Here is a 12166-nt window from a genome sequence, read left to right as displayed (position 1 = left end):
CCGGCTCGGCGGAACGGGCCGCCCCGACCGCGGCCCGTTCCGGTTGTGTCAGTTGTTCTCGATCTGATGGATGATCGTTTTGGCGTCGTTGATGGGGATGGCGAAGCCGATGCCGACCGATCCGGCGGAGGTCGACGAGGGGCTGTAGAGGGCGGAGTTGATGCCGATGACCTCGCCGTTCATGTCGACGAGCGGGCCTCCGGAGTTGCCCTGGTTGATGGACGCGTCGGTTTGGATGGCGGTGTAGCTGGGGCTGTCGCTGGTGGTGTTGGCGGTCTGCCCGAAGGGGGTGTTGGGTTCGCCGCTGGAGATGTCGGAGAGGTCGCGGTTGAGGGCGCTGACGATGCCCGAGGTGACGGTGTTCTGCAGGCCGCCGGGTGAGCCGATGGCGACGACCTCTTCGCCGACCTGCACCTTGCTGGAGTCGCCGAGGGTGGCGGCGGTGAGGTCGCTGGCGCCCTGGGCCTGCAGGACGGCGATGTCGGCCTTGGTGTCGGCGCCGACGACGCTGGCCTGGTACTTGGTGCCGTCGGACAGGGTGATGGCTACGTAGCCGACGGCGTCGGACACGACGTGCGCGTTGGTGAGGATCTTGCCGTCGGAGCTGAGGATGACCCCGGATCCGATGGCCTCGCCCTGGCGGGTGGTGACGTTGACCTGCACGACGCTGGGCAGCACCTTGGCGGCGACGGCGCTGACGTCGGTGTTCGTGGTGCTGGACACAGTGGTGGCGGAGGTGGCCGAGCCTGTCGGCGTTCCGCTGTCGAGGCCCACGATGGCGGCTCCGCTGACGCCGCCGATGACCGCCGCGGCGAGGGTGCTGGCGGTGACGAGCGCGGCGACGCGCTTCTTCTTGGGCCGCGGGGGCGTGAGCACCGGTGCGGCCGCGACCGGCTGCTGGTAGTAGGGGTGGCTGTAGGTCGGCGGGACCCCGCCGGCCTGGCTCGCCCGGAACTCGTTCTCGTTCATGCCCATGAGGTTCGTCTCCTTCCTTGTGAGAATCCTGTGGAGTGACCCAGAAATCCCCTGAGAAGAATTTCCTGAGAGTTCTCAGTCGCGGATCCGTTTCGGCAGGGCGGGCCAGGTGTGGCCGGGCGACAGGTCGCGGGCGAGGTGCGCCCAGCGCTGTGGCGGGACGGTGCCCGCGGGCTCCGCCGGCCGGATTCCCGCGCGGCGCAGGGCGCGCCGGTCGAACAGCAGGTGCGCCGGAGCGGTGGGGTGGCTGTAGGCGGCGGACAGGACCGTCCACAGTGCTCGTTCGGCTGATCGGGGGAAGTGGGTGCGGCGGATCGTCAGGTGTGCGGAGTCGACGCGGGGTGGCGGGGAGAAGTGCCGCGCGCCGATCCGGGACACCAGTTCGAGGTCGAAGCGGGCGGCCCACCACGCCTGTTCAAGCCGGCCGGGCACGGTGGCGCAGATCCGTTTGGCGAAGCCCCATTCGACGAGCAGCGCCGCGCGGTGGAGCGCGGTGTGGCCGGTCAGGACGCGGCGGAGGATCGATGTCGACAACGCGTACGGGATGTTGGCGACGAGGTGGAACCGCCGTCGCGGCAGGGGAATGTCACGGGCGTCGGCGTGCATGACGCGAACGTTCGACCGATCACCGAATCGGGTGGTCAAGCGGCGCACGAAGTGTTCATCTCGTTCGACGGCGAGAACGCGTGCGCCGGTGGCGGCGAGGTGGCGGGTGAGGGCGCCCTGGCCGGCGCCGATCTCCAGGACGAGATCGTCGCCGCCGATGGCGCAGGACTGGACGAGCTGTGCGGCGATCGCCGGTGTGGCAAGGAAATGCACGCCGGCGGACCGCCCGGCACGAGGTGCCGAGGGCATGGGTACTCCACGTCATGAGAGCGGGCAGGAGCTCATGACGCAGCGACTGGCGTTGTGGTGGCTGGAAAAGCCGAAATGTGCGGGGCAGCCGCTGCGTTCAGGCGCGCCGCAAGCGGGCGAACGCCGTGCAGGACTGCGACAAGGTACCCATGGCTCCACCGTAGCGGGGCCGGCAACTGCTTTTCCCGGAATTGTCGGTGGCTCCCGCTACCGTCGTCCCATCATCGTCCGACCGAAGGAGAGCAACGATGACGAGTAGTGTGACGGGCACCGTCGAGATCGCCGTGCCGGGTCCGTTCCACCTCGCGGCGGCGGCCGGGTTCCTGGAGGGGTTCGCACCCGCGTCGCGACCGCATGCGGCGGAGGAGCCGGGCACCCTCCGGTTCGCCTTCCCGTTGCCGGGCGGGTGGGTGCACACCGGCGTGCGGGTACGGCAACGAGCGCCCGGATCGGTCGAAGTGTCAGTGGTGGCAGGGGAAGCCGACGTCGCCGAGGCCGCGCGGCACGTGGCGCGGATCCTGTCGCTCGACGTGGACGGCTCCGGTTTCGCCGCGGTCGGCGAGCGTGATCCGGTGGTGGTTGCGTTGCAGGCGCGGTATCCCGGGTTGCGGCCGGTGTTGTTCACGTCGCCGTACGAGGCCGCCTGCTGGGCGATCATCGGGCAGCGGATCCGCTTCGCGCAGGCGGCTCTGTTCAAGCAGCGGGTCGCCGAACTGCACGGCAGGCAGCTGGATGTCGACGGGCGTCGGTTGTGGTCGTTCCCGGCGCCGGCGGAGTTGCTGGAGATGCCCGCGCCGCCGTGGCTGCCGGAGATCAAAGTGGACCGTCTGCGTGTGGTCGCCGAGGCCGCGCTGACCGGCGTCCTCGACCCGGCCGCCCTGCGCGTCGCGGACCCCGAGGACGCCCTGGAGACGCTGCGCGCGCTGCCCGGCATCGGAGCGTTCTCGGCGCAGCTGATCCTGATCCGCGGCGCCGGTCACCCGGACGTGTTCCCCGCGAATGAGAGGTACCTGCTGGAGGAAATGCGCCACGCCTACAACCGCCCCGCCGCGACGCCCGCGGAACTCGCCTCGATCGCCGACGCGTGGGCCCCGTACCGCAGCTGGGCCGCCCTGCTGTTCCGCGTAGCCCGCGACCGCCGCCCGGGCCCCGCAGCGGCGGCGACGAAGGAGGCGCCGACGCAAGCCGCCTGAGCCCCGCAGCGGCGGCGACGAAGGAGGCACCAGCGCCAGCCGCCTGGGCCCCGCCGGCTCCCGGCGCCAGCCCACCCAGCCCGCCCAGCACCCGAACCCCGCTTGCGCGGCCCGGGGGGGCTGCCGCTGCCGCTGCCGCTGCCGCTGCCGCTGCCGCTGGCAGCATCGGTGCTGTCCTCCGGTGCGCTATCGGTGTGCTCCAACGCCCTGCGTCTGCCCGCCGTCCCGCCGGTCCGGCGACTGGGGCAGCCCGGCGCCCGCTTGCGAACCGCACATGCGAAACCGCCACGGTGGCGCGGCGGCATCCACTCGGCGGTCTTGCGGCTGGGCCACAGGGCCTCGCGACCACTCGACAGCCAGGCGCGGGAAGCCTGCACCGGCTCACCTCGCTCATCCCAACTACCAGTGGGGAGCTGTGAACGCGATGGGGGTGATAACAGGGAGCGCACTCGACATGTGGTGAGCTTCCGCGCGTGAACGAGGCGACGGCAGAGCTTGACGTGCTGGCGGGTCTCTTCGGGGCGCAGCCGGATCCGTCCATCCCGGTCCCGCTGGTGACCGGCGGTGTGGCGCTCCTGCTGGTGTTGTCCGGCGCGCCCTGGCGGATGGCCCGCAACGTGATCACCATCGTGCACGAGGCCGGCCACGCGTTGATCGCGGTGCTGGCCGGACGCCGGTTGCAGGGCATCAAACTGCACTCGGACACCTCGGGCGTCACGGTCTCGCGGGGCAAGCCCGAGGGGCCGGGCATGGTCCTGACCGCGCTCGCGGGCTACCCGGCCCCCGGGATCCTCGGCCTGGCCTTCGCGAGCCTGCTGGCCGCGGGACGCATCACTGTGCTGCTCGCGCTCGCCGCATTGCTGCTGCTCGGCGTGCTGGTCATGGTCCGCAACGCGTATGGCGTGCTGTCCGTGGTGCTCACGGCCGCCGGGCTGGCGGCGGTCGCGCTCGTCGCCGGTCCGCAGGTCCAGGCGTGGTTCATCTACCTGATCACCTGGTTCCTGCTGTTCGGCGGGCTCCGGCCGGTCATCGAGCTGCAGATCAAACGGCGACGCGGCGCGGCGCGGAACTCCGACGCGGACCAGCTCGCCCGGCTGACCGGTGTGCCGGCGGCGCTGTGGATGCTGATGCTCGGCGTGCTCGCGGTCACGTGTCTCTTCGTCGGCGGCGCGTGGCTGCTGGAACCCGCGCTACAGCCCTGACCTGCCCGTGCGGCACACTGGAGGCTCCCAGTTCCCAGCGTGGAGGTAGCGGTGTCCGACGAGGTGGCGAAGGCTGTTGAGGAGTGCGCGCGGGCGGCCAAGGCGGCGGCCCCGTCGTTGGCCACCGCGTCCGACCCGGCCGTCGACGCGGCCCTGACCGCCATGGCGAACCGGCTCCTCGACGCGCGTGAAACCGTGCTGGAGGCGAACCGGGCCGACGTGGCGCGGGCGCAGCAGGAAGGCATGAGCGCCGGACTGCTCGACCGCCTCACGATCACCGAGGAGCGGCTCACCGGCATGGCCGAGCAGCTGCGCCTGCTGGCCGGCTCGCCCCACGCGGAGCGGGAGATCCCGGTGAAGGCGCTGTCCGACGGCCTGCGGCTGGTCGAGCGGCGCCGTCCGGTCGGCGTGATCGGCGCGAACTACGAGGCCCGGCCCAACGTGACGGTCGACGTGGCGTCGCAGCTGGTCAAGTCCCGCAACGGCGGGGTGCTGCGCACCGGCTCGGCCGCGCTCGGCTCCGCGCAGCGGCTCCTGGAGGTCGTCATCGCCCCGGCCCTGTCCGACGCGGGCATCGATCCCGCCGTCGTGCAGCTGGTGCCGCGCGTCGAGCGGGAGGCCGCCGCCGCCCTGGTGCGGTTCCCTGATCTGGTGCCGCTCGTCATCCTGCGCGGCAGCGGCGAGAGCACCCGCGCGCTCGCGCTGGAGGCTGCCCAGCACGGCGTGCGCACGCTCGCCCACGCCGACGGTGGTGGCGTGCTGTACATCGACGAGGCCGCCGACGCCGGCAAGGTCCGCGACCTGGTGTTCAACAGCCTCGACCGGCTGGGTGTCTGCAACCGGCTCAACCTGCTGCTCATCCACTCCGCGGTGCACGACCGGCTGTGGCCGGTCATCTCCGAGGCGCTCGCCGAGCGGAAGGTGACGCCGTCGCTGCCGCCGCACGACCACGCCATCGGCTACGAGTGGGCGCTCGACTCCGACCACGAGGCCACGGTGACCGTCGCGCAGGTCGCCGACGTGACCGAGGCCGTGTCGATCGCGAACGAGCAGACCTCCGGCCTGGCGGCGGGCATCGCCACCGAGGACGCCGAAACCGCCTCGGCCTTCCTTGACGGCTACACCGGCACCGGCGTGTTCTGGAACGCGCCGACCCGCCTGCTGGACGGCTTCAAGCTGCTGGCCGTGCCGGAGACCGGCATCAACCTGGACAAGGTGCCGGGCCCCCGCGGGCCGGTCACCTACACGGACCTGTACGTGCGCCAGTACGCGGTCCTGCCCGCGAACTGAGCCTGGCTGACCGATGCGGTCGCCGGGTACCCGCCCCGGTGACCGCATCGATTTCCGCGCGGCAGCCTGCTAATCCCGTCTGAGCACGTATGGGTGCAAGCGCGCGTAGCCGCGGACCGTCGCCGGGCGGCGGGATCGCACGGTGAAACCCGGCAGCTCCGCCAGCTCACCCGCCAGTTCGCGGTCGATCAGCACCGTGCCGGGGCGCGCCACCGAGGTCAGGCGTGCGGCCATATTCACCACCGACCCGTACACGTCGCCGAAGCGGCTCAGGATCCGGCCCGCCGCCAGACCCGCCCGGACGTTCGGCAAATCCGCGTCCGCTGCTGTGCGTTCGGTCAGCGTCAGCGCTATCTCGGCCGCGTCGGCGGGCGTGTCGGCGACGAACAGCACCTCGTCGCCGATCATCTTCACCACCCGGCCGTGGTGGTCGGCGATCACCTCGGTCGCGAGCAGCTCGAAGCCCTCCAGCACGGCACTGAGCTCGCTCTCGTCGAGGCGGCGGGTCAGCCGCGTGTAGCCGACCATGTCGACGAACCCGACGACCTCGGTCCGGGCCTCCAGGTCCTCCTCCGGCGAGGCCAGTGCCCGGCCCGCGAACGCCGCCAGGTGCCGCCGCCACACGAAGTCCTGCACGCGCTGCAACTCCGGCAGCAGGCGCTCGACCAGCGTCACGACCTGCGAATCGTCCTGGCCGAGGTGCTCGTTCTCGGTGATCAGCGTCGACAGCATCCGCACCTGCCACTCCGCCAGCCGGGACAGGTGCAGGCCCAGCGTGCGCGCCACCGGCGCCTCCAGGCTCTGGTCAAGCAGGCCGGAGGAGATCAGCTGGTCGGTGGTGCGGACGGCATCGACGTCGGCGTCGGTGAAGACGACCTCGTCGTCGCCGACCGTGGCGAACCCCAGCGCCCGCCACAGGCGGGTGGCCCGTTCGATGGGCACACCCGCCTTCTCGGCCACCTCGAGCCGCGTGTAGCGGCGCTTGCCGCCGAGCAGGATGCTCTCGAGGCCCTCGGCGTCCACGGCGGCCTACGTGGTGTGCACGATCAGGACGTCGACGCCCGACTTGCGCGCCGCCTCCGACGGCACCGACCCGAGCAGCCGCCCGGTGAGGGTGTTCAGGCCCCGGTTGCCGACGACCAGCAGGTCGGCCGACTTGTCGGAGACGACCTTGCGCAAGGCTTCGACCGGCTCCCCGACCACGGCGATCGTTTCGGTCGACCCCGCGCCGGCCTTGAGGGCGCGGTCGCGGGCGCTGCGGAGCGTGTCCTCGGCCGGCGCCGAACCGACCACCTGGTAGGCCTCCTCGCCGAGAACGTCCTGGGCCTTCTCCACGTCCTGCCTGCTCGCCGGGTAGTAGGCGCACACGATGACGAGCGTGGCGCCGGAGTCCGCGGCCACGGCCGCCGCCCGGTCGACCGCGCGGAACGATGAATCAGACCCGTCCGTACCGACAACCACGGTCCGGTATGCAGCCATCCCAATACCTCCGGCAAGGGTGCGCGCCTGTGCGCTTTCGCAAGTGGCGCCCTAGGTTACTCGCCAGTCGGTTTCTGCGCAGCCCCACCACCGGTGACGGCCCCACGGTCTTCGACGGGCCGTGGCAGCTGCTCGGACACCCCTGCGCCAGCGCGACAACTGCCCAGGTCGGGCGGCGTGGCGGCGAACTGGCCCGAAGATCGTGGCTGATGGCTCGGAGGCGCCCAGCGTGGCCTGCGAGCGGCCGCTGGCGGCGATCGATATGGGCCGCGCGCTGAGGGGGCACCGCAGAAACGACCGGTCCGGGTTGCTCGTCACGGCGGGTTGGGTGCGGCCGCGCTGCCGCTCGGCGCGGTGGGACGCCCATGAAGACCCGAGCGTGCTCAGCTGAGCTGCCACGGCAAGTCCGGTTGGTGGGATCGAACTCGCCCGGTCGGCAGGGCAGAGACCCGACCGAACCGAGTCTGCCGGGCCTGCCGAGGTTAGCTTGCCGAGCCTGTCCGGTGGGTGGGACCGAACCCACCCGGTCGGCGACACAAAGTCTGCCCGGTCAGCGGGCCGGGCACGCGACACCGAACTTGCCGACCTGCCGGACCTGCGGAGGCGCGTGCCGGATGTGCCGAATCTGCTGCGGAGGCGTGTGCCGGACCCTGCCGGATCTGCCGAGGCGCGCTTGCCGAGCCGACTCGGCAGGTTCCGCCCCGCCGGGGCGCCACCGGGCTTCCGCCCCGCTCGGCCCTTCGCCCTGCAGGCTCTGCTGGCTGCGCGGCTCCGCCCAGAGTCCGCCCCGTCGGCTTCACCGGGCTCCTCCCCGCTCGCCGCGGCTCCGCCGCTTCGCCCGGCTCGGCCGCGGCCCCGCCGGCCCCGCCGCGCTTTCGCCGGGCCCCGCGGGCTCCGCGGGCTCCGCCCGGCCCCGCGGGCTCCGCCGCTCCGCCCGGCTCGGCAACCCCCGCCGCCGCTACTGGCCTCCGGAGGGCTTGCCCGCTGGCGCGCTCTCCCGTTCCTCGGGCAACGGCTCGATCACCGGTTCGGCCTCGCCGAGTACCGAATTGGCCTCTAGCAGCACTTCGCGCGCGGCCTTGACCTGTTCGGCGATTCCCGCGCGCAGTTTGCGCAGCGCCTCCACCCGGTCGGCGGCCGCGTTGATGCGGCGGTTCGACTCCTCCGTGGCTTCGCGCACGCGGCGCGCCGCCTCGTCGGATGCTTCCGCCACCCGGGCGTTCGCTTCGGTGATCGACTCCGTCTTGCGGCGGTTGGCGTCCTCGATGGACTCGCGGCGGCGGCGTTCGATCTCGGCTTTCGCGGCGGCCTCCTCCTCGGCGACCTTCTTGCGGATCGCCGCAGCCTCGTCCGTCGCTTCGCGGACGCGGCGCTCGGCTTCCGCCTTGCTGGTCGCCTCCTGCTCCGCCAGCACCCGCATCGCCTCGGTGCGCCGCGCCGCCATCGCGATCTCGAAGTCCTCTTCGACCTGCGTGCGGCGCTGCTCGGCCTCGCGGTCCAGCCGGTCCCGCTCCTCCTTGGCCTTGTTCGTGATGGACTCGGCCTCGGCGCGGGCGGTCTCCAGCACCTTGCGGTGCTCGGCCTCCATCTCCTTGCGCCGCGCGTCCAGCTCGGACAGCAGCTGCTCGTAGCGGGCGCGCATGGCGCTGGCGTCCGACTCGGCCTTCGCCCGGATGTGCCCGGCCTCGGCCTCCGCGCGGGCCCGCGTGTCGGCGGCCTCCTCCTGCGCCAGCCGTAGCATGCGCTGCAACCGCTCGGACAGGCCCTCGACCGTCGTCGGCGGCTGGCCGAGCCGCTCCACCTGGCCGCGCAGGTTCTCGATCTCGCCGCGAGCCTGCTCCAGCTGCCGGGCGAGGTCGCCGGCCTGCGAGATGGCGGCATCCCGGTCGGCGGCGAGCATTTTCAGGTCGCTGTCCAGCCGTTCGAGGTGCTCGTCGACCTGGTGGCGGTCGTAACCACGCTTGGCCAGGTCGAAACCCGCGCCGAGCGGTACAAGCTCTCGTTCGTCGCCAAGGCTCATGCGGCCCAGACTACTTAGGCGCCGCGGAACAAATTGATCCGGTCGATGTGCTTGGACCGCTTCTCCACATCGCGCACGCCCAAACCCTCCTCCGGGGCGAGACACAACACACCGACCTTGCCCTGGTGGGCGTTGCGGTGCACGTCCAGCGCCGCCTGCCCGGTCTCTGTCATCGAGTAGGTCCGGGACAGCGTCGGGTGGATCAGGCCTTTCGCGATCAACCGGTTGGCCTCCCACGACTCGCGGTAATTCGCGAAATGCGAGCCGATGATCCGTTTCAGGTTCATCCACAGGTACCGGTTGTCGTACTGGTGCAGGTATCCGGAGGTGGATGCGCAGGTGACGATCGTGCCGCCCTTGCGCGCCGCGTAGACCGACGCGCCGAACGTTTCCCGGCCGGGGTGCTCGAACACGATGTCCGGGTCCTCACCGCCGGTCAACTCTCGGATGCGCGCGCCGAAGCGCTGCCACTCCTTCGGGTCCTGTGTGTTCTCGTCCTTCCAGAACCGGTAACCCTCCGCATTGCGGTCGATCACCAGTTCGGCACCCATCCGGCGGACGATCTCCGCCTTCTCCGGGCTGGACACCACGCACACCGGGATCGCGCCGCCGTTAAGCGCGAATTGCGTCGCGTACGACCCGAGCCCGCCCGAGGCGCCCCAGATCAGCACGACGTCGCCCTGCTTCATGTTCGCGCCGTTGGTGGTCACCAGCTGCCGGTAGGCGGTGGAGTTGACCAGCCCGGGGCAGGCGGCCTCCTCCCAGGTCAGGTGGTCCGGCTTGGGCATCAGCTGGTTGGCCTTGACCAGCGCCAGCTCCGCGAGCCCGCCGAAGTTCGTCTCGAAGCCCCAGATCCGCTGGTCGGAGTCGAGCATCGTGTCGTTGTGCCCGTCCGGGCCCTCCAGCTCGACGTTGAGGCAGTGCGCGACGATCTCGTCGCCCGGCTTCCACCGGTGCACGCCCGGCCCGGTGCGCAGCACGACGCCGGCCGCGTCCGAACCGACCACGTGGTAGGGCTGGTCGTGGCGCTTGGCCAGCGGCGACAGCTTCCCGTAGCGCTGCAGGAACTTGAACGTGGGGATCGGCTCGAAGATCGACGTCCACACGGTGTTGTAGTTGATCGCGCTGGCCATCACGGCGATCAGCGCCTCGCCGGGCCCCGGCTCGGGGGTGGGCACCTCGTCGACGTGCAGCGACTTGCGCGGGTCCTTGTCCCGGGAGGGGATGCCGTCGAACATGCCGGCCTCGTCGGCGTGGACCGTCACGCCGCGGTAGGCCTCCGGCACCGGCAGAGCGCCCACTTCGGCGGTCTCGCCGGTGAGGATCGCATCCCGGATGTCCGTGATCGTCATGTCCGCCTCCCTGCGCTGGGTTGAGTGGCCTGACATTACTGGCCAGTAACGTCATCCGCCACTGTCCGGGAGGAGGGCTACCTCACCCGTCCGTTCTGCCGGGTTGGCCGTGATCCGGACGTGATTGACCGGCCGGCCAATCAAGGCGCACCATGGCAGTGTGGAAACCGCGCCGAGCGGTTTCCCGGATCGGGTTCGGAGGTGATCACGAATGGCTGAGAGTTCGACGCGGGCGTGGACCCGTCCGCACGACTGGGCCGAGGTCGTGCTCGGGGTGGTGGCGGTCCTGACGCCCCTGTGGGCCGACACCGACACCACCACCATGTGGACGATGATCGTTCTGGGCGCCCTCATCGCGCTGGACGGCCTGCTTTCGCTGTCCATGCCGGGACTCGTCTACGGCGAGGGGGTCCAGGTCGTGCTCGGGGCGCTGTTGTTCGTCGCGCCGTGGGTGATGACGTACACGGCACTGGACGTGGCGGCGTGGTCCTCGTGGATCATCGGAGCCCTCACCGCGATCGCCGGGCTGGCGGCCCTGCCCGTCGCGAACGCGGTGCACCGCGGTGGGATGACGACGGCGCACTGAGCCGTCGCGCCCGGGGTCGGCCCACGACGCGCCGGTTTTCGGTTAGCGTTGTGGGCTGGCGAGCTGTACGAAAGGCGGGCGGAGTGGCGCGCACCGAACACGGGGACGACCTGCCGGCCAAGGAGCGGATCCTCCGCGCGGCCGAGGACCTGTTCGCGGAAAGCGGTTTCGACGCCACTCCGACCTCTCGGATCGCCGAGCGCGCCGGCGTCCCCAAGGGTCTCGTGCACTACTACTTCCGCCGCAAGGCAGACCTGCTCACCGCGCTCATCAAGCGCCTGCCGGACGAGCAGATCGACGCCGCGCGGGTCGTGGTGCCCGGCGACATCGCGGAGAGCCTGCGGCGGCTAGTGTCCGAACTCGACGCGCGGCTCGCCAGGTCGCGGATGCTGTCCCACCTGCTGTGGCGGGAGGCCGACACCCACCGGGCGGTGCGGGACGCGCTGCACGACCGGTTCCAGCAGCTGGTCCGGCAGGTCCGCACGGTGATCATCGCCGCGGGCGAGGGCGACCTCGCGGTGGCCGACGTGGACAGCGCGGCCGGGCTGCTGGCGCTCGCGGTGAGCTACCGGCACTCGGTGGCACGGCACGCCGGGGACGACCCGCCGGACCTGATGGAGCGGGAGCTGAACTTCGTCGCCGACGCGCTGATGGCCCGGCCGGCGCCGGGTTAGTGCGACGCGGCGGGCTCGACCAGTTCGACGAGCACCCCGCCGGCGTCCTTCGGGTGCACGAAGTTGACCTTGCTGTTCGCGGTGCCGCGCTTGGCCTTGTCGTACAGCAGGCGCAGCCCCTTGGCGCGCAGCGCCTCGGCCGCGGCCTCGACGTCGGTGACCCGGTAGGCGACCTGCTGCAGGCCGGGGCCCTTGGTGTCGAGGAACTTCCCGATCGTCGAGTCCGGGCGCAGCGGCGCGAGCAGCTGGATGGCGGGGCCGGACTCGTCGCCCGGCGCGTGCAGCATCGCCTCGCGCACGCCCTGCTCCTCGTTGACCTCGGAGTGCGTGGCGATCATGCCGAAGTTCTCCGCGTAGAAGTCGATCGCGGCGTCGAGATCGGCGACGGCGATGCCGACGTGGTCGATGGTCGTCACGAACGGCTTCAGCGCGTCATTCATAGTGGTGAGGATAAAGCCCGGCACCCGGGTGCGTGGGTGCCACGGCTCACACCTGTACTGGACGGCCGCTCCGGGTATCGTCGGATCGACCGCCGTCGTT

The 12166-nt window shown here is 71.4% G+C and carries 12 protein-coding genes; 5 read left to right on the top strand and 7 right to left on the bottom strand.

The features are described from left to right. Window positions 1–48 precede the first annotated feature (48 nt). On the bottom strand, window positions 49–969 hold the full coding sequence (locus AMETH_RS27860) for a S1C family serine protease (protein WP_410468219.1): 921 nt from the start codon (window positions 967–969) through the stop codon (window positions 49–51). An 81-nt stretch (window positions 970–1050) separates the two neighbouring features. Further along, window positions 1051–1830, bottom strand: a complete 780-nt coding sequence (locus AMETH_RS27855; RefSeq protein WP_223842954.1) for a ribosomal RNA small subunit methyltransferase A — start codon at window positions 1828–1830, stop codon at window positions 1051–1053. Window positions 1831–2078: 248 nt separating this feature from the next. Here AMETH_RS27855 and AMETH_RS27850 point away from each other — a divergent pair, with 248 nt between their 5' ends. From AMETH_RS27850 to AMETH_RS27840, 3 genes are all read left to right on the top strand, one after another. After that, window positions 2079–3023, top strand: coding sequence for a DNA-3-methyladenine glycosylase family protein (locus tag AMETH_RS27850; RefSeq protein ID WP_026153436.1), 945 nt, complete (start codon window positions 2079–2081; stop codon window positions 3021–3023). Between the two features lie 473 nt (window positions 3024–3496). Then, window positions 3497–4225 carry a M50 family metallopeptidase gene (locus AMETH_RS27845; RefSeq protein WP_017984487.1) on the top strand — a complete coding sequence of 243 codons (729 nt, stop codon included), beginning with the start codon at window positions 3497–3499 and terminating at the stop codon, window positions 4223–4225. Between the two features lie 51 nt (window positions 4226–4276). After that, complete coding sequence (locus tag AMETH_RS27840) at window positions 4277–5515, top strand: aldehyde dehydrogenase family protein (protein ID WP_017984486.1); 1239 nt, start codon at window positions 4277–4279, stop codon at window positions 5513–5515. 69 nt (window positions 5516–5584) lie between these two features. Here the strand turns inward: AMETH_RS27840 and AMETH_RS27835 are convergent, their stop codons facing one another. The 4 genes from AMETH_RS27835 to ccrA form a co-directional block, all read right to left on the bottom strand. Beyond that, a complete protein-coding gene (locus AMETH_RS27835) occupies window positions 5585–6538 on the bottom strand; it encodes an adenylate/guanylate cyclase domain-containing protein (RefSeq protein WP_017984485.1) in 954 nt (317 codons plus the stop codon). 6 nt (window positions 6539–6544) lie between these two features. After that, a complete protein-coding gene (locus tag AMETH_RS27830) occupies window positions 6545–6994 on the bottom strand; it encodes a universal stress protein (RefSeq protein WP_017984484.1) in 450 nt (149 codons plus the stop codon). Window positions 6995–7952: 958 nt separating this feature from the next. Further along, complete coding sequence (locus AMETH_RS27825; protein ID WP_017984483.1) at window positions 7953–9014, bottom strand: coiled-coil domain-containing protein; 1062 nt, start codon at window positions 9012–9014, stop codon at window positions 7953–7955. 14 nt (window positions 9015–9028) lie between these two features. After that, window positions 9029–10366, bottom strand: a complete 1338-nt coding sequence (gene ccrA / locus AMETH_RS27820; RefSeq protein WP_017984482.1) for a crotonyl-CoA carboxylase/reductase — start codon at window positions 10364–10366, stop codon at window positions 9029–9031. Between the two features lie 211 nt (window positions 10367–10577). Here ccrA and AMETH_RS27815 point away from each other — a divergent pair, with 211 nt between their 5' ends. Together AMETH_RS27815 and AMETH_RS27810 are read left to right on the top strand one after the other, a co-directional pair. Beyond that, window positions 10578–10952, top strand: a complete 375-nt coding sequence (locus AMETH_RS27815) for an SPW repeat protein (RefSeq protein WP_017984481.1) — start codon at window positions 10578–10580, stop codon at window positions 10950–10952. An 83-nt stretch (window positions 10953–11035) separates the two neighbouring features. Next, a complete protein-coding gene (locus tag AMETH_RS27810; RefSeq protein WP_017984480.1) occupies window positions 11036–11626 on the top strand; it encodes a TetR/AcrR family transcriptional regulator in 591 nt (196 codons plus the stop codon). Here AMETH_RS27810 and mce read toward each other — a convergent pair. Next, a complete protein-coding gene (gene mce, locus AMETH_RS27805) occupies window positions 11623–12066 on the bottom strand; it encodes a methylmalonyl-CoA epimerase (protein ID WP_017984479.1) in 444 nt (147 codons plus the stop codon). The two genes, AMETH_RS27810 and mce, sit on opposite strands and share 4 nt — an antisense overlap. Between the last annotated feature and the right edge of the window lie 100 nt (window positions 12067–12166).

Source organism: Amycolatopsis methanolica 239, from assembly GCF_000739085.1.
Classification (GTDB): Bacteria; Actinomycetota; Actinomycetes; order Mycobacteriales; family Pseudonocardiaceae; genus Amycolatopsis_E; species Amycolatopsis_E methanolica.
Note: the sequence above shows the minus strand (reverse complement) of the source record. Positions and strands in the feature narration are given on the sequence as shown.